This is a genomic window from Myroides indicus (assembly GCF_004364575.1).
Taxonomy (GTDB): Bacteria; Bacteroidota; Bacteroidia; order Flavobacteriales; family Flavobacteriaceae; genus Flavobacterium; species Flavobacterium indicum_A.
This window is the reverse complement of the sequence record NZ_SOAG01000029.1, coordinates 1-18,790: the sequence shown is the minus strand read 5'-3', so window position 1 is coordinate 18,790 and position 18,790 is coordinate 1. Positions and strand designations below refer to the sequence as shown.

Annotated in this window: 11 protein-coding genes; 8 read left to right on the top strand and 3 right to left on the bottom strand. The window is 33.5% G+C overall.

What is annotated here, in order from left to right; all coding sequences use genetic code 11:
• Window positions 1-3: 3 nt before the first annotated feature.
• The 4 genes from C8P70_RS11485 (at window position 4) to C8P70_RS11470 (ending at window position 5,839) form a co-directional block, all read left to right on the top strand.
• Window positions 4-1,425: a class I SAM-dependent DNA methyltransferase gene (locus C8P70_RS11485; RefSeq protein ID WP_133713461.1), complete on the top strand. Its 1,422-nt coding sequence runs from the start codon at window positions 4-6 to the stop codon at window positions 1,423-1,425.
• Window positions 1,426-3,309 carry a restriction endonuclease subunit S gene (locus C8P70_RS11480; RefSeq protein WP_133713460.1) on the top strand — a complete coding sequence of 628 codons (1,884 nt, stop codon included), beginning with the start codon at window positions 1,426-1,428 and terminating at the stop codon, window positions 3,307-3,309.
• A gap of 1 nt (window position 3,310) precedes the next feature.
• Window positions 3,311-3,859, top strand: coding sequence for a hypothetical protein (locus C8P70_RS11475; protein ID WP_133713459.1), 549 nt, complete (start codon window positions 3,311-3,313; stop codon window positions 3,857-3,859).
• 438 nt (window positions 3,860-4,297) lie between these two features.
• Window positions 4,298-5,839: a reverse transcriptase/maturase family protein gene (locus C8P70_RS11470; RefSeq protein WP_133713458.1), complete on the top strand. Its 1,542-nt coding sequence runs from the start codon at window positions 4,298-4,300 to the stop codon at window positions 5,837-5,839.
• Window positions 5,840-6,129: 290 nt separating this feature from the next.
• Here C8P70_RS11470 and C8P70_RS11465 read toward each other — a convergent pair whose 3' ends face one another.
• Window positions 6,130-7,482 carry a saccharopine dehydrogenase family protein gene (locus C8P70_RS11465; protein WP_133713457.1) on the bottom strand — a complete coding sequence of 451 codons (1,353 nt, stop codon included), beginning with the start codon at window positions 7,480-7,482 and terminating at the stop codon, window positions 6,130-6,132.
• Between the two features lie 86 nt (window positions 7,483-7,568).
• Between C8P70_RS11465 and C8P70_RS11460 the strand changes: the two genes are divergently transcribed.
• On the top strand, window positions 7,569-7,964 hold the full coding sequence (locus C8P70_RS11460; RefSeq protein ID WP_133713456.1) for a DUF423 domain-containing protein: 396 nt from the start codon (window positions 7,569-7,571) through the stop codon (window positions 7,962-7,964).
• Between the two features lie 76 nt (window positions 7,965-8,040).
• Complete coding sequence (gene pckA / locus C8P70_RS11455) at window positions 8,041-9,654, top strand: phosphoenolpyruvate carboxykinase (ATP) (protein WP_133713480.1); 1,614 nt, start codon at window positions 8,041-8,043, stop codon at window positions 9,652-9,654.
• A gap of 75 nt (window positions 9,655-9,729) precedes the next feature.
• On the opposite strand, the gene C8P70_RS11450 is transcribed toward pckA, so the two are convergent.
• Entirely contained in the window at window positions 9,730-10,473 is a 744-nt protein-coding gene (locus C8P70_RS11450) for a uroporphyrinogen-III synthase (RefSeq protein ID WP_133713455.1), read from the bottom strand.
• Between the two features lie 10 nt (window positions 10,474-10,483).
• Window positions 10,484-11,158 carry a DUF4271 domain-containing protein gene (locus C8P70_RS11445; RefSeq protein WP_133713454.1) on the bottom strand — a complete coding sequence of 225 codons (675 nt, stop codon included), beginning with the start codon at window positions 11,156-11,158 and terminating at the stop codon, window positions 10,484-10,486.
• A 246-nt stretch (window positions 11,159-11,404) separates the two neighbouring features.
• Here C8P70_RS11445 and C8P70_RS11440 point away from each other — a divergent pair, with 246 nt between their 5' ends.
• Together C8P70_RS11440 and C8P70_RS11435 are read left to right on the top strand one after the other, a co-directional pair.
• Window positions 11,405-13,162, top strand: coding sequence for a tetratricopeptide repeat protein (locus C8P70_RS11440; RefSeq protein ID WP_208293401.1), 1,758 nt, complete (start codon window positions 11,405-11,407; stop codon window positions 13,160-13,162).
• Between the two features lie 325 nt (window positions 13,163-13,487).
• Window positions 13,488-18,790, top strand: a 5,303-nt coding sequence (locus tag C8P70_RS11435) for a choice-of-anchor J domain-containing protein (protein WP_133713452.1), incomplete at its 3' end; no start/stop codon positions are given.

Below are 18,790 nucleotides of genomic sequence, written 5' to 3'. Positions count from 1 at the left end.
CAAATGAGCAACATAGGAGGCGTAATAAAATCAATAAGAGATATTTTCCGAAAAGACCCGGGCTTGAGTGGTGATGCACAACGCATTGAGCAATTGGGTTGGATGATATTTCTGAAACTTTTTGACGACAAAGACAAGGAAAAAGAAATTCTAAACCCCAAATACAAATCGCCTATCCCTAACAAATTGCAATGGCGAAATTGGGCAGAAGATGATGAAGGAATGACGGGTGATGCACTCATCACTTTCGTGAACAATGAACTTTTCCCGCAACTCAAAAATTTGACTATTGGCTTAGATGATAAATTGGGTGTTATTATCCGCAACATTTTTGACGGAACCAACAACTATATGAAAAGCGGAACTACGTTCCGCCAAGCCATTAATAAACTCAACGAAATTGATTTTAACAGCAGTAAAGAGCATCATATTTTCAATGCCATTTACGAAGACATATTACAAGGTCTTGCCACCAAAAAAGACACAGGCGAATTTTATACTCCACGAGCAGTAACCCAGTTTATTGTGGATATGGTAAATCCAAAATTGGGTGAAAAAATTAGCGACCCAGCTTGTGGTACAGCAGGTTTTTTGGTTTGTGCCATTGAACATTTGAGAAAGCAAGTAAAAAATATTGACAACAGAAAAACTTTACAAGAAACCATAACAGGAACAGAGCTAAAACCTTTACCGTTTATGTTGAGTGTGGTAAACCTAATTACCCACGATATTGAAGTGCCACAAATTGTAAATACGGATGCACTTAGTCGTGAATACACTTCTATAAAACAAGCCGACCGAGTGGACATAATTATTGCAAATCCGCCCTTTGGTGGCGTGGTTGGTGATGGTATGGAAACCAATTTTCCTTTAAACTACCGCACCAAAGAAAGTGCCGACCTCTTTTTGATTCTGTTTATCCAAATGCTCAAAGATGGCGGACGAGCAGGAATTGTATTACCTGACGGCAGTTTAACAGGTGACGGAGTAAAACAACGTGTAAGACAAAAATTATTGGAAGATTGCAATGTGCATACAATTGTGAGATTGCCCCAAAGCGTATTTGCACCATACGCAACCGTAAACACCAACCTGATTTTCTTTGAAAAGGGCAAACAAACAAAAGAGATTTGGTACTACGAACACACTTTGCCCGAAGGTCAAAAAGCCTACAGTAAAACTAAACCAATACGCATTGAAGAATTTGAACCTGTCAAACAATGGTGGAAAAACCGTAAAGCAAGCGAATCAGCTTGGAAAGTGTCAATGCAAACCATCATAGACCGCAACTTTGATTTGGATATTAAGAACCCAAATAAAGTTGTAGAAGAAGTTGTTTATGATAGAAAGGCAATCATCAATAAAATTGAAAGTAACCAATCGCAAATTTCCAAGATTTTGGAAGAATTAAAATCGTTAGCATAAATGAAGTATAGATTAGGCGATATATGCTCGATTACAAAAGGCGGTATTGGAATAATGAAAGCTATTCCAGGCCCATATACAATGATTGCATTGGGCGAAACCGACAAAACACATATCGAATATCAGTTTGATACAAAAGCAGTTATTATTCCTTTGGTTTCTTCCACAGGTCACGGACACGCAAGTATGAAACGTGTTAAATATTGTGAGGGAAAATTTGCCTTAGGAAACATCTTATGTGCCGTAATTCCAAATGATGAAAGTTTTGTCTTAGCCAAGTATCTGCATATTTATCTGCATTGGAACAGAGAAGAATTGTTGGTTTCACAAATGAAGGGAATGGCAAATGTGAGTTTGCCAATGAATAGAATTGCTGATGTTATGGTAACAGTGCCAAGCATTGACAAGCAAAGAGAAATTATTGAACTTGAAAAGCAATTGGTTGAGAAAGAAATAGAAGCCGATAACCTTTTTGCAGACCAACTCACCCAACTCGAAAACCTAAAGCAAGCCATTTTACAAGAAGCGGTGCAAGGTAAGTTGGTAAAGCAAGACCCGAAAGACGAACCTGCCAGCGAATTGCTCAAACGCATAAAAGCCGAGAAAGCAACCCTTCGTCAAGCTCAGGGCAAGGGCAAAAAGGAAAAGCCACTGCCACCCATCAAACCCGAAGTAATTCCATTTGAAATTCCTGAAAATTGGGTTTGGTGTAGGTTGATTGATGTGGGAACAACTCAAACAGGAACAACTCCACCGACAGCAAACAAGGAGTTTTTTGGGAAGGACATTCCGTTTATTAAACCTGCTGATATAAGTCTTTCAGGAATTAACTATGAAAATGAAGGATTGACTTTGGCGGGTTTAGAAAAAGGTGTGTTAATTAAAGAAAATTCTTTGATGATGGTTTGTATTGGTGGTTCAACAGGTAAATCCAACTACACAAATCGAGATGTAAGCTGCAATCAACAAATCAATGCAATAAAAGGTCTTTGTGGTGTTAGTGGTCAGTTTCTACAATATTTTTTGCAATCACCCTATTTTCAAAAAGCAATTTGGGCTAAATCATCGGGGGGAACTACACCAATTGTAAATAAAAGTAAATGGGAAAGTATTCCGATTCCCCTCCCACCACTCTCCGAGCAAAAACGCATTGTGGCGGAAATAGAAAAACAATTAGCCAAAACCAAACAATTAAAAGAGCACATCATCGCCAACCAACAAGCCACCGAGCAACTGCTTAAAGCTCTGTTGCATCAGGCGTTTGAGATGGAAGAAATGGTCATAGCGAAACCGAAAGGAAAAGTAATTGAGCTAAAGCCAACCAATGTTGATTATTACCGCAGGACAGTTTTAGCCGCAGAAATAGTTTGGCAGTTACACAAAGAGCCAACTTTAGGACATTTAAAATTGCAAAAACTAATCTATCTCTGTCAAAAATCAGCGGATATGCAATTACCTACAAATTTTCTTCGTCAGGCAATGGGGCCTTATGATAACAGGTTAATGCGTTCGATTGACAAGCAATTAAAGGAGAAGAAATGGTTTGAATATAAAAAGGAACAAGTTTTCAAATATCAACCATTAGAGAAAGCAGGGCAACATCATAATGATTTCATCAAATACTTTTCAGCAGAAAGCGAAAGCATTCAGTTTATCATAGATAGGTTCAAAACAATCAAATCAGATATTGTGGAGATTGTAGCTACGCTTTATGCTTGTATGAATAATATGCTGAATGAAAACATAATATTTTCGGAAGCATTACTCATTCAGCGGTTTTATGAATGGTCAGAAGAGAAGAAAAAGTTTAGTGAAGACCAGATAAAAAGAGTTTTTTCAAGAATGAAAGAAACAGGTATCATCCCCAAAGGTTTCGATATATAAAATGGAAAAGGATAGCAATTTCATCTTAAAAGGAAAAGCCGTCGAAAGATATTTCGACCTGAATGACGCTTTGATGGAGTTTCATAATCTTTTTACCTATGAGAGTAAAGACGATAGAACCATTGCCGTCTTGGGAGGCACATTGCTGGAAATGGTATTAGAACATATCCTTTACGCCTTTTTCCCCGAAGACGATAAAGAAGTGGGAGAAATGATGCAATTCAATCAGCCTTTGGGAAACTTTAGCAATAAAATTAAAATATGCTATTGTTTAGGGTTGATTGACAAGATTATTAAGGAAGACCTGAATCTGGTAAGAAAAATACGAAACGAGTTTGCCCACGATTTATATGCCTCTTTTGAAAATGAAAAAATCAAAAACTGGTGTTTACAGCTTAAGTGGCATAAGATACTTGTTACCCCGTATCCGCCAGCAGAAGCAACGCCAAAAGATTATTTTCAAGTTGGAGTTAATAGTCTGATAACGCATTTGAACGGATGTGTATCCATTGCGAGAAGTGAAAAACGCTCTATAAAGAATAATTTTTAAAATGAGAGGCTATGGCTAACTATTAGAAACAACAACGGTAGTAAAAAAGGAAACAATATAAATGATTTTGTGAGCAGTAGAAGAGCTGAAGTGTGCGTTTTATGGTATAGATGAAAGTCTTGTTACGCCCAACTTGAAAAACGGTTGGGGCTATGGTATTTCAGAAATGCAAGCAATCCCTGAATTAATTTCAGAAGATGCACTTGCCATTAGCTGCCCCAGCAGTATCATTACTGCTAGGATTACCTTGACGATTGGATGTTTCATGATGCTCTTATTTGAGTTAATATGCAAATATACAATTACTATTTCGCTACCCAGCTTGAGTCGGAGCGGCATTTAGGTGTCGTAAAAGCATGCACACTTCGGGAATTAGGCAACTAATTCTAAAAGCACAGCTTCGCATTGGGTCTTCGCTGCTCACTTTTTAAAATTAAAATGGAAGTAAACAAAAAGAAAGATTGGTTTAAGATTAAAAGGTATCCCCACATAGGATTGCCGTTAGATAATCGTGATCGTTTCAAATGGATTGAGCCCTATGTTACCAATCCCGAAAAAGTTGCCTGCCATTCTTTTCTTCCGTTTATTCATAAAACTTCCAAAGTAAAAAGGTTCCGAAAAGATTATTCTAATGCTGACGGTTCTATAAATGAAAAATATAAATCAGGCACAAAAATATTAAGAAAAGGCTCGGAGAAAAAAAGAGAACTCTTCTATGCAAGCCATTTGGATTCTTTGATATATAGCTATTATGCCATGTTACTGTCTGATTTGTATGAAAATAAGATAACTGAAAACAAACTGGGAGAAGTTGTAAATGCGTATCGTTCTGTACCTGTAAACCCATCAAAAATTGATGGTACTAACAAATGCAATATTGATTTTGCAAATGATGTTTTCAAATACATTTTAGATTATAAAGAAGACGAATTTACCGTTATTGCATTTGATATTTCCAGCTTTTTTGACAATCTCGATCATAAATTATTACGAAAAGTTTGGACTGATTTAATAGGTGAGCCAAAACTGCCTGACGATCACTTTAATGTTTATAAAAACATAACCCGATTTAGTCACGTGGATATTGTAGATATATTTGAAGTGTTCAAAAACCGAATTTATACCCGTAAAACAAATAAGCTTGGCGAACCACTAGAGATAAAACAAAAGAAGATTGATAAAATAAAATATTTGAGAAACCAAAATGCAATTGCTTTTTGTAAAGAGCAAGAGTTTTTTAAATTAAAAGGGAAGCTGCTTCAACCTTCAAAAACAAGAATTGTAAATGGTCAGGAAGTTTACCGAAATTTTGGTATTCCACAGGGTTCTCCCATCAGCTCAGTTTTAGCAAATATTTATTTATTGTATTTTGATACACTTATAAATAAATACATTTCAGAGAAAAGCGGTATTTATCGTAGGTATTCGGATGATATGGTAGTGGTTTGTCCAATCAATTATAAAGACGAGCTGACACAACTCGTTTATCAAGAGATAAAAAACTACAAATTAGAGATTCAGGAATCGAAAACTCAAATATTCCATTTCAAACGAAAAGACCAGAAACTTATTTGCGGACAAGAATTTGAAGGAAGTATCAATTGGAATAAAAATTTCATCTACCTTGGTTTTGAGTTCGATGGCAATAACGTATTGCTGAAATCTGCAAGTCTTTCGGGCTATTATAGAAAGATGAAACGCTCTGTAAGAAGGGCAAAAAATTATTCAAGCAGAAGGTATGCACCCAATAAAGGTATGGTTTTTAAACAAAGATTATTTAAAAAATTCTCCTACAAAGGAGCGAAAAGAATAAGAAAATTTATTTGGAGCGAAGAGGAAAACAAATTCATTAAAACAGATTCTTATAATTGGGGGAATTTTTTGTCTTATGCTTATAAAGCATCAAATGTCATGGTTAACAATAAAATCGAACAACAAACCAAGAAACATTGGAATATATTGAACAAACTTATTAAATAGCTAACACTATTTGTAAAATCAATTCTAAGCCACATAAGTCACCGATCAAATATTCAAAATACTGTATTAGGAAATATTTTCTCAATAGCAACAGTTATAAAAATTCACAATAAAGAAGTCAAATCCAGAATGTTTTTCAGTAAGTGACCTATATTTCTAATTCGGCTAACCGCTCCAAATCCTCCAAAAAATGTTTCGAGATTTGTTCGCTTTCGGCTACTAAACAGGAGAAGTGATAAAAGTATCGCTTTTCCTGTTCTTTTTTAGGGTTAATTAGTTGGTTTATCTTTTTAATATCCCTGATATTCCACTTCTTTTTCGTGGAAAACGATACCGTTTTCTTCCAGTTCTTTTAGGATGGGAAGGTAAACTTCTTCGCTTATCGGTATTTGCACGCCCGGAGTGGAGATAATTCCTTTTAAGATTTTTAGTGCAGCAATTGCTACCGGCAAACCAACTGTTTTTGCCATGGCGGTATACGTTTGGTCGTCTCCAATACAAATCATGGTAGAATCTATCTGTTTGTTTTCATTGTTGAGGCTGTATCCTATTTTGTGATACATCACAATCATATCTTTGTCATCCGGAGCCAGCGTCCAGCTATCTGATAATATTTTTTCCAGTATTTGTGCCGGCGTGGCGTTTTTTAACCCTATTTTTTTATCGGCATTAAAAATATCGAGTTCTACTAATTTATCCCACACAATATCGTCTTGATCGATGTTTAGTGCTAAACGGAGCTTGGTTTCAACTCGGTCGGTAGGATGATAGGGAAGATATAGGTTGAAAAATTCGCGGTACGACATATTTTCTGAGTTTTCGATGTGGTAGGTGTCGTCTGTAACGCCGAGCTCCACAAATAAATTCCACGCTCTGGAATAACCCATACGACGGATAGTTCCTCTAAAAATGGTTTTGGCGTCTTCTAGTCCGTATACGTGCTGATATTTTAAAGAATCGCGATTAGCATAAGCTTCAAAGCGCCCGTATCCTTCTACTTCTAAAAATTCAGTTCGTCTGAAAACTTTGTTGTACGGAATGTATTTGTATTGTCCTTCCTGAATAAACTTCGCAGCTCCGCCTTGTCCTGCCAAAACTACATTTCTGGGATTCCATGTAAATTTATAGTTCCAAAGGTTGTTGTCCGATTCCGGAGCAATAAGCCCGCCGCAAAACGATTCAAAGGAAATTACTTTCCCACCTTTATTTTTGATGTCGTGGATTACCTTCATGGCACTCATGTGATCGATTCCCGGATCAAGACCGGCTTCGTTCATAAAAACTAGGTTGTTTCTTTTAACCTCTTCGTCCAGTTCTGCCATTGCCGGACTGATGTAAGAAGCCGTTACCATGTGTTTTTTATATCGGATGCAATCTTTGGCAAGCTCAATATGCAGGGCTGCCGGAAGCATAGAGATGACCAAATCAGCCTGTTCTACATATTTTCTGCGCTCTGCTTCGTTAAACAAATCAAGTTGAACTGCTGAGGCATTCGGGTGATTCATTGCTTTTTTCTGAGCAAGTTCAAGCGATAAGTCGCCTATAGTTAGGTGAAAATTTTCGGAAGTTGATTTTTCAAGCAAATATTTAATTAATGAAGATGCCGAGCGTCCGGCTCCTACAATTAAAATCTCTTTGTTCATTTTTTATAAGTTGATTAGACGAAATACGAAAGTACGGATTTCTCAAAAATATTGGAGTATTATATTGTATATTTGAAATAAAAAAAATGGCACGCAGTATAGTAATAATTGCCGCACTTTTGGGTGCGCTAAGTGTAGGATTAGGAGCTTTTGGAGCTCACGGATTAAAACAGATAGTAACTGAAACGCAGGTAGCTACTTTTGAAACCGGGGTAAAATATCAAATGTATCATGCTTTCTTTTTGCTTTTTATAGGCATCTGTCCTTATTTGTCAGAAAAAGCAAAAAAGGTAGTTTTATATTTAGTTTTATCTGGTGTTTTGTTTTTTTCAGGCTCAATCTACTTGTTGACTTTTAAAGATTTGATTGATGTGAATTTAAAGATAATCGGGCCTATAACGCCGGTCGGAGGATTAATGTTGATAGCCGCTTGGGTTTATACTGCGATTCAGATGATTAAAAACAGAGCTTTAATTAAATAATGCCCAAATCTGTATTATATTTTAAATTTATTTCTAAGTTTGCAAATAAATTATTACACAACATAACATCATGAATATGGATATTTCTGAATCAATTTCACTTGAAAAATACGGTATTAAAGATGTTGTAGAAGTGGTTTATAACCCGTCTTACGACCTTTTATACAAAGATGAAATCAACCCCGAATTACAAGGTTACGAAAGGGGAACAATTACGGAATTGGGAGCAGTAAATGTGATGACCGGAGAATTTACCGGACGTTCGCCAAAAGATAAGTACATTGTAAAAGACGCTGTGACCGAAAATACAATTTGGTGGAATAGTTCAGACTCTCCTAACGATAACAAACCTATTAACCAGACAACATGGAATGCACTGAAAGAAAACACGGTTAAAGAACTTTCAGGTAAAAAACTATATGTGGTTGATGCTTTTTGCGGAGCAAATGAAAATTCTCGCTTAAAAGTAAGATTTATTATGGAAGTAGCATGGCAGGCACATTTTGTTAAGAATATGTTTATCCGTCCTACAGCAGAAGAATTGGCGAATTTTGGCGAGCCTGACTTTGTCGTAATCAATGGATCAAAAACGACATTTAAAGATTACAAAGCCCATGGATTAAATTCGGAAGTATATATTGCTTTTAATCTAACGGAAAAAATACAGATTATTGGCGGAACGTGGTATGGCGGTGAAATGAAGAAGGGTATGTTTGCCATGATGAACTACTATTTGCCTTTAAATGGCATGGCTTCGATGCATTGTTCTGCCAATAAAGGAAAAAACGGAGATGTAGCTGTTTTCTTCGGTTTATCGGGAACAGGAAAAACTACATTGTCCACAGATCCTAAGCGCGAATTAATCGGAGACGATGAACACGGATGGGATAATGATGGCGTGTTTAACTTTGAAGGTGGCTGCTATGCTAAAACTATTAATTTGAGCAAAGAAAATGAGCCTGATATCTACAATGCTATCCGAAGAGATGCTTTGTTGGAAAATGTAACAGTAGATGCAGATGGAAAAATTGATTTTAGCGACGGATCTGTTACGCAAAATACACGTGTTTCATATCCGATTGACCATATTGAAAATATAGTAAAACCAATTTCTAAGGCAGGTCACGCAACAAAAGTTATCTTTTTAACAGCAGACGCTTTTGGAGTAATGCCTCCGGTTTCAAAATTGACTCCTGAGCAAACAAAATATTATTTTTTATCCGGATTTACAGCAAAACTTGCTGGTACAGAGCGCGGAGTAACTCAGCCGGAACCTACTTTTTCAGCATGTTTCGGAAAAGCTTTCTTATCACTTCATCCGACTAAATACGGAGAAGAACTTGTAAAGAAAATGGAAGAGCACAACGCTACGGCTTATATGGTAAATACGGGGTGGAACGGGACAGGCAAAAGGATTTCTATTAAAGATACCAGAGCTATTATTGACCGTATTTTGGATGGATCTATCGAAAAAGCAGATACGGTTACAGTTCCTGTTTATAACTTAGCTGTTCCGACAGCCTTGGAAGGAGTTGATACTCTTATTTTAGATCCAAGAAATACGTATGCTGAAGCCAGTCAATGGGAAGCTAAAGCGAAGGACTTGGCAAAATTATTTGTAGAAAACTTTAAATTATATACTGACAATGAAGAAGGAAAAGCACTTGTTGCTGCCGGACCTCAATTGTAATTAGTTCTCTTATAATAGAAAAAAAGCCGCTGAATTTAAAAATTCAGCGGCTTTTTTTTAGCCTTTAAATATTTGTTATTTATTTACTTTCTGAATATATTTTTCCAAAGCCATTGTCATGGAAGGGGCTTCAGGTGAAGGAGCCATAATATCCACACGCAAGTTATTGTCTAATGCTTCTTTTTGTGTTGTAACTCCAAAAACAGCTATTCTTGTATTATCTTGGCTAAAATCAGGGAAATTTTTAAATAGAGATTTAATCCCTGTCGGACTGAAAAAAGCTAGTACATCGTATTTTACATCTGCTAAGTCAGATAAATCACTCATGACGGTTCTGTAAAAAGTACCTGAAACCCAATTTACTTTTAACCCATCTAAAGTAGTCGGAATATCGCTGTTTAATTGATCAGAAGCAGGGAGCAAAAATTTTTCATCTTTGTATTTTTTGATAAGCGGAGTTAGATCTGCAAACTCTTTTTGCCCTACATAAATCTTTCTTTTTCGGTATACTACATATTTTTGCAGGTAATAAGCAACTGCTTCCGATTGACAGAAATACTTTAGTGTTTCGGGTACCTTGTAGCGCATTTCATCTGCTACCCGAAAGAAGTGATCGACTGAATTTTTACTGGTTAAAATAATTGCCGTAAAGTTGTTTAAGTCTATTTTTTGGTGTCTTATCTCTTTAGCAGCAACGTCTTCTACATGGATAAAGGGTCTAAAGTCAATCTTAACCTTGTACTTTTGTTCTAATTCAAAATAAGGAGAGTTTTCTACTTTAGGCTCTGGCTGAGAAACCAAAATTGTTTTCACTTTCATAGTTGTATTCTTATAATGCCCCAAATTTTTTAAGTCCAAAATACAATAGAAAATAAGGAGCTATTTCAAGGGTGCAAAGATACAAAATAAAATAGAACAACTTATTTAATATCGATTTTTGGTTGTTTTTTATAAAAATGATGTATAATAAAATATTTATTGCGATTAATGTAAAACCTGTTAATCCCAATACAATTTTGTTATCGATATGGTTGTAAAATAAGAGAACATCAATGCCTAAAAGAAACATGCCTAGATAATTTCTATAGGTTGCTTTTTGTAGGTTAAAAGCATCTGCAAATTCTTCTATATTGAAAGTAACCGCAATTATTTTATCAATATAATACTTAGCCAATACAAATACTGTAATAAAATTTAGTATCTGTATAAATGAATTTAGTGTATAGTGATTTATAAAGCCAAACCCGTTTAAACATATCTGTATAAAAAAGGCTCCGGAAATTAATTGAACAATAAAAAAAGAAAATGTAAAGCTATTCTGAAGGTTGGTATTGTCTTTATATATTTTGAGATATTTATCAGAAAGTGCCAATCGGCTAAATTCAGAAAAACGAATTCCAAATACAGTTTTATTGATTGCAATGATGGAAAATCCTATAAAAAATAGCGTTGTAGCCCAATCGGTATTTGCAATAAAACGCTCTGTTAAAATTAGATTTTCCATATTGAATACAAAATTAGTAAAATTCTGTATAAGATGAAGAGATAGTCTATTACTTAATAATTAAGTTTTATAGGTTATTAACCTAGATTCTATATATTAGCAATTGTAAAGAATACTTTATGAAAATTTTAGTTATTTTCAGTAGGGTAAATATTTGATTTTAGATGTCTTAAAAAAAATTTAAATAGACTTTTAAGATGTGCTTACTATCATTTTACAAAATTTGTTGTGCAAAGTAAAAAAGCAATGATGAATAAAAAAAGGAAAACACGTATAATTTTTATATTTTTCTTATTGTTGGGGTTATTAATGGGAATTATAATTTATAAAAATAAGAAAAAACCGATTATAGCTCATAATGAATCTGTATATAAAGAATATATTAAAAGTATAGATTCTTTATTAGCTTATGATAAGGATAAGGCAAGAGAGAAGATAGAAGTTTTTTATAAAACTGTTTTAGAGAAACAAGATACTCTTTGGCTTGCTTATGTATATAATTACAAAGCTGAAATTAAACAAGGCAGTGCTTTGTTTTATTTAAATAAGGCAAGGGTATATGCACAAAAAATTAATGATAGTATACTTATGGGTAAGATAGATTATAAAATTGGAAATTTATATAATTCTGGAAATAAGTATGTTATAAGTTTAGAATATTATTTAAATGCAGATAAAATATTTTTTAATAAAGAGCATCTTAATGGTTTGGGGCATGTTAATAATATGCTTGGAAGTGTTTACTTTAGTGTTAATGAATATCATAAAGCTTCTGTTTATTATAATAAGGCAGAAAAATATTTTAAACAAATTAAAGATACGTTAGGTGAAGCTATAAGTCTAACAAATAAAAGCAGAGTATTGCTTAAAACAAACAAATATGATTTGGCAAGAAAAGACTTATTAAAGGCTTTGTCTGTTTTTGAAAATTTAGCAGACACAACAAAAATTATACATACCCTTCTTTTTCTAGGAGATACAGAACACAATGATCGGAATAGTAAACTATCATTATTTTATACTGATCGGGCATATGAAATGGCATTGAAATCTAAAGATACTTTGTTGGAAAAGCACATACTTTTGCACTATGGACAAATATATGAAAGGTATGATTATGATAAGGCGATTCAATTTTATGAAAAAGGAATAAAAGAGGGAAAAGAGGAGATGATAGATTTGGATAGCTTTAAAAATTTGGCAATTTTATGGATTCAGAAAAATGAATATAAAAAAGCTTATAAGTATATGGAGCGCTACTATCAATTATCTGATAGCATTAAAGGATTTGAGGTGAGATCAAAGATGGAAGAATTGCAATGGAAAAATGAACTTCAACAACAACACTTTGAAAATCAGTTATTAAAGAAAGAATCTGAAATAAATAAACAAAACTATAAAAACAGGTTTATTATCTATACTATATTGACTATTTTCATTATAAGCGTTATAGGATTACTCTATTTTAATAAAGTAAAATCTTCACGAATCATAAAGTTGGAAAATAATAATTTATTGACAAAAATAGAATTCGAAAAAGAATTGAAAGAACTAAGAGAAAAAGAATTTAAAGAAGAGTTAGCAGCCAAAGCAAGGGAATTAAATGGAATAAATATTCAGTTATTAGCTAAAAATCAGTTTTTTAAAGAGGTAAGACATATTTTAGAAAAGAGTACTGAATATGAGAATATAGAAATAATGGCTAAAGAATTATGGCTTCAGCTTGATAAATTAGATAATCAGGAACAGGATTGGGAACAATTTAAAGAAGTTTTTGAAAAAATACATCCTACTTTTTTTGAAACCATTTCTAAGGAAGCTCCCGCACTCACCAAAACAGAAATGCGTATTTGTGCTTATATTAAAATTAATATGGATAATAGTGAAATAGCAACTTTATTAAATATCGGACATCGAAGTTTAATCACAATTAGAAGTCGAATTAGAAAAAAATTAAATTTAGAAAGAGATAAGAGCTTAGAATGTTTTATTAAATCATGGTAATTAAGCTATTTCTTTATGAAGTTTTTAGCATTAAAAATTTAAAATTAGAGATATAATATTTATACAATATGCAAACTATGAAAAAAATAAATTACTGGAACATACTAAGCAAATACGCGTTTATTTTTGAGGCATTTTTCATTAAAATTATAAGATGTTTTTTTATTTAAATGTAATGCATTGATTTTTAAATAATTATCAATTGTTAAATTTTTAAATTGTTTACTATTAGTTTACTGTTAAAATTAGGTTTCCTCTTGTTTTATGTATTATTTAGTCGGTAAGGTTTATAAATAAAATCCCCTACCAATTAAAATTATACATTATGAACAAAAAAACTATCTATGTCATTTTAGTTTTTTTTCTGTTAACAGTTACTTTTGGTTTTTCAAACTGGATTAACAAAGACCAATTTTCTTTCAAAGAAAATGATGTAATAACAGAAGAAAAGCTTTTTAAAACAGAGCAAAAAACACAATCCACATTTGCATGTGCTTCTCCTTCCGATCAGGGAGTGAAAAACCTTAAAAGTGATGAAGCCACTATTTATTGGGATGACGACTCCGGCACTGCTTGGGAATATATCATTCAGCTTCCTACAGCTCCTTACCCTACCGGATCTGGAACACCTACAACTGTAAAGGAGGTTACGATCACTCAAGACAGCAACGGAAATAACCTTCAGCCTAATACCACTTATGAGTTTTATGTACGTACTGATTGTGGGACAGATGGTCAAAGCAGTTGGTTAGGACCATTTGAATTTAAAACTATATGTGGCTCTTTTGTTCCTTTTTTTCAAGAAGATTTCGATTCATCTTCAGCTACTTTTAATTGCTGGTCTATCATAGATAATAATAATGATGGAACCTCTATAAAATTAGTGGGGGGAGTTACTTCATGGCTTTATCAAGGAGATAGAAGTCTGCGTTTTCAAGGAATAGGGGGGGTACAACACGATGAATGGCTTATTTCTCCATCTTTTAAACTAGATAATAGAGAAATTTACCAACTATCTTATTATTATCATACAGATAATTCTATAACAAGTTTCGAAGTTCTTTTATCTTCAAATGGCACAAATATTAATAATTTTACCAATGTTTTGCAACCTAATACAATACATATGGTTGGAAGCTATCAAAAGAAAACATTATATATTCAAAATATAGAGGGAGAGATAAACATCGCATGGCATATTACTTCTAATGAAACAACTACATCCACACTTTTTTTGGATTTTGTTACCATTGAAAAAATAAATTGTATAGGCCCTGATGAAGAAATTATAATTTCAGATATAAGTACAAATGATGTCACTGTAGAATGGAATGATACAGTGAATGCCAATTGGGAATACTATGTTCAGATTGAGGGAGGTGGTACTCCAATAGGAACAGGATTACCTACCACTAGCAATAAGGTAGATATTATATCAGACCAATCAGGTACAACTTTGCAACCAGATACAGAATATGAAATCTATATTCGTTCATCTTGTGGAAAGGGGCTATATAGTCGGTGGATTGGTCCTATTGTCTTTAAGACTGCTTGTCCCATTCAGCCCCTACCTTTTTGGGAAGGATTTAATACAACTTCTACAACTAAGGAGTGTTGGCGTATAATAGATAATAATAAAGATGTTTTAATGCGAGTTCCTGTAATTTATAATAAATGGTCATTATTAGAAAAAGATGTAATGGGGAGAGTTCCAAATCCAAGAACTTATGAAGGAGATTCGGCAATGAACTTTCAAGGATTGGATACGTACCAATTACCTCATGATGATTGGTTGATTTCTCCTACATTTCAATTAGATGATTCTAAATTTTATCGTTTAAAATATTTTTACCGAGTAGCCAATCGTTTAATAGATCATAACAAAGTAGATTATAGAGTGCTCTTATCTAGTGATGGAAGAGAAATAAAAAGTTTTACTATTGTTTTAGATTCAAAAAAAGAAGAAAATAATCATAAGTGGAAAGAAGAAAATTTAATAATAGGTGGGATTGGAGGAGATATAAATATTGCTTGGCATATAAATACAAACAAAGCAGAATCGCAATTACTTATTGATAATGTTTTTTTAGAAGAAATTTCAGGTTGTCCTGAACCTCATAAATTGGGGTATAATACGGAAGACAAAGGCAAAGTAAAAATCTATTGGGAAGATAGTTTTGGTTCTGATTGGGAGTATATTGTACAAAAATCAGAAGGAAATACTCCATTGCCAACTACAAAGGGAACAGAAACTAAGAGTGATAAAGCTTATGTAGATAAAGATGTAAATGGAGACAATTTAGAGCCTAATACAGAATATGAATTTTATGTACGAACAGATTGTGGAAATGGAGAGTATAGCGTGTGGTCTGGTCCATATTTATTTAAAACAGATTGTAAAGTTTATAATACTCCTTTTTGGGAAGGTTTTAATTTAGAGTCTGTTACCATAAATTGTTGGACTATTATAGATGAAAATAATGATATGTATCTCTTTAGTAATAAATGGAATTCTATTTCAACTATTACCCATTATGAGGGTAGTCGGTCTATGGGATTTACAGGAGAACAGTATAATGATTCTTTACTACCACACAACGATTGGCTTATTTCGCCAACAATTAAGTTTGAGTTAGGAAAGACATATCGTTTAAAATATCATTATCGCTCACACCCCGTTTCCTTATATGCTTATGATTTTGAAGTACTATTATCTAATTCTGGTATAGATTATACGAATAAATTTACAACTGTGGTTACTCCAAAAAAGCAATATGATCCCACTCAGGATTGGACAGAAGAGTATACGTTTATATCCGGAATAAGTGGAAATACCAATATAGCTTGGCATGTAATTTCGAAGACAAACGATACTTCTCTTTACATAGACAATGTCTTCATAGAAGAAGTCACCGGTTGCCGTGAACCTCTGCCGTCCACTATGGGAGTAAAAGATGAAGAGAACAATAAGGTAACTATCTTTTGGGATGATGAATTTGGAGCCACCGCTTGGGAATATTATGTACAGGAAGTTGGAGAACCAACTCCTACAGGAAGTGGTACAGCTACAAAAAACAAAGAAAATACTGTTTCTAAAGATGAAAATGGCAAAATATTAGAATCAAATAAGGATTATGAGTTTTACGTCCGTACAAATTGTGGCGATGGAGAGTTTAGTATTTGGCAAGGACCATTTCATTTTCAAATGTTTTGTGGTATAGTTAAACCTTTTTTTTGGGAAGGATTCAACAAAAATTCTGAAACGTCTATATGCTGGATAAATAGTGATGGGGATGGTATGGTAAGTGGTGTACATAAGAGTGATTTACTTAATATATCTTTGTCTACATCTGGTCCATTTGAAGGTGATGCAAATGAATACTTAACGAATGTGACCGAATTTCTTTTAGGTGAAGTACCGGAAAATAAGTCAAAATTAATTTCTCCATTAATTCAATTAGATGGAGGCACTTATATGTTGAGCTATAATTATATAGCTCCTGATAATCTCTTTAGTCTTCCAATAGAAACTTTCGTTGAAATGTCTATTTCTGGTATTGATAATCAAGGTAAAGTTATTGAGCAAAAACTAATTGATGAAAAGATATATTCTACAAATAGTTGGCAAGAAGAAGTTTTAATTATTTCCGGAATTTCCGGAAAGATAAACCTTGAATGGGGTGTTCGTTCTTCAGATATAACAATGGGACTTTATGCGCTTAGTATAGATAACTTTATTATAGAAGAAATAAATACTTGTCCAAGACCTCATAATTTAACAGTATCAAATAGAACTTCGACTAGCTTTGATGTTGAATGGGATCAATATGGAGATAATAAGGAATGGGAAGTAATTGTAGTTGAGTATGGAGAAGACGAGACATATACCCCAGCTCAAACGTTAATAGTAAATGGGAAGCCAAAAATATCAATTACAGGATTAAATGAAGGTAAGGTTTATACCATTTATATAAGAGTCAAATGTGGAGAGGATAATTCTAAAAGTGACTGGAGTACTCCTTTTAACACAGGAACAACAGTAGGCGCTAGTAACGATTGTAGCGGAGCAATAAACATTCCAGTGAATGATTCATTAGAATGTACTGAATATATAAGTACAACATTACTGGGAGCTACTCTTTCTTCTAGTTCGATTCCCAGATGTGCTTCTGATTTAAAAAATGATATTTGGCTTGAGTTTACAGCTAAATATGAATCACACGTATTTAGATTAGAAGGATTAGATACAAGCTTATCTTTGGAAGGTGCGATATATATAAGTCCTTGTAATTTAATTAATGCTATTCCTTTAGAATGTTTTCAAATTTCGTCCTTGGAAAATGGTAAGTTGTTTACAGGTTTAATACCTGGACAAAATTATTATATTCGATTAGGTACATCAGAGAAGATTTCAGATACTTTATTAGCTGAGTCTATATTGGAAATATGCATTACACCTTCACCTTACTTAGAAATAAATTTAAATAATGAGAAACATACAGCAGAAGAGTTATTAAAAAATATATTAATAAAATCTAATTGTGATATAATCTCAAATGTTAGATATCAGGCGGGGGATGGAAAAAGCTCAATAAATAGTCTTGCTTATTTTAATAGCGGAATTTCGGACTTTCCATTTGAGGAAGGTATAGTTTTAGCAACACATAATTTTAACTATATTGCAGGACCTTACCAAAAAAATATAGATAAGGAGAGGATCCCTTTTTCGAATGGAGATACTGATTTAAATATACTTACAGATAATGTAGGAGGAGTGGGATCTTTATCGTCAAAAGCAGAAGCTGTTTTAGAATTTGATTTTATTCCTATTAAAGATTCACTACAATTTGAATATCTATTCGCTTCCGATACTTTTAGTTTATATTGTAATGATGTATGTAATCCTGTAGGAGCGATCTTTACTATATGGCTAAAAGATTTAAAAGCAGAAAAGAGTGAAAATATAGCAATAGTGCCGGGTACGAAAGACCCTATAATTAACTCTACTATAAGAGATCAAAAAAAATCAAATACTTATTGTGAAAGTACTAATTCAGAATATTTTTGGAAAAATTTTGCTTATGGTACAGATAACCCTTTAAATGCCCCTGTTAATTATGCAGGAATGACTATACCAATGAAATCTGAAAAAACTAGTGTAATCCCAGGACGTAAATATCGTATAAAATTAGCAGTAGCAGATTATTGCTTTGATAATAATGATGCTTCTGCAGTATTTCTAAATGGAGGAAGTTTTAATACCGGAAGCATAACTTTAGGTTCCGATTTATTGATAGAAACTAATAACGCGCTGTGTTATAATCAAACTAAAATTATAAACTCACAAACAGATATTTCAGATCTGATCGAAAAACAATACGAATGGTACAAAAATGGTGTTTTAATTTCCGGAGCTAGTACAGCAGATTTAGAAGTCAGTGAAGCTGGAGAATATATGGTCGTCATGAAACTTACTGAGTTAAATTGTGAGTTTTCGGATACTATTTTGGTAGAAGTTTATCCTCCTATTTCGGAAGTTGTGCAACAACCGGAGGCAATACAGGTATGCCATTCTTCCTTACAAGATATTGTGGTTAATTTAAAACAAGCCGAGAAAAGTATGTTTAA

What these genes read in the sequence shown, in the direction of transcription:
- C8P70_RS11445 (WP_133713454.1), bottom strand. Translation starts at nt 11,158, where the DNA reads ATGGAAAATCTAATTTTAACAGAGCGTTTTATTGCAAATACCGATTGG.
- C8P70_RS11470 (WP_133713458.1), top strand. Translation starts at nt 4,298, where the DNA reads ATGGAAGTAAACAAAAAGAAAGATTGGTTTAAGATTAAAAGGTATCCC.
- C8P70_RS11485 (WP_133713461.1), top strand. Translation starts at nt 4, where the DNA reads ATGAGCAACATAGGAGGCGTAATAAAATCAATAAGAGATATTTTCCGA.
- pckA (WP_133713480.1), top strand. Translation starts at nt 8,041, where the DNA reads ATGGATATTTCTGAATCAATTTCACTTGAAAAATACGGTATTAAAGAT.
- C8P70_RS11440 (WP_208293401.1), top strand. Translation starts at nt 11,405, where the DNA reads ATGATGAATAAAAAAAGGAAAACACGTATAATTTTTATATTTTTCTTA.
- C8P70_RS11465 (WP_133713457.1), bottom strand. Translation starts at nt 7,482, where the DNA reads ATGAACAAAGAGATTTTAATTGTAGGAGCCGGACGCTCGGCATCTTCA.
- C8P70_RS11475 (WP_133713459.1), top strand. Translation starts at nt 3,311, where the DNA reads ATGGAAAAGGATAGCAATTTCATCTTAAAAGGAAAAGCCGTCGAAAGA.
- C8P70_RS11460 (WP_133713456.1), top strand. Translation starts at nt 7,569, where the DNA reads ATGGCACGCAGTATAGTAATAATTGCCGCACTTTTGGGTGCGCTAAGT.
- C8P70_RS11450 (WP_133713455.1), bottom strand. Translation starts at nt 10,473, where the DNA reads ATGAAAGTGAAAACAATTTTGGTTTCTCAGCCAGAGCCTAAAGTAGAA.
- C8P70_RS11480 (WP_133713460.1), top strand. Translation starts at nt 1,426, where the DNA reads ATGAAGTATAGATTAGGCGATATATGCTCGATTACAAAAGGCGGTATT.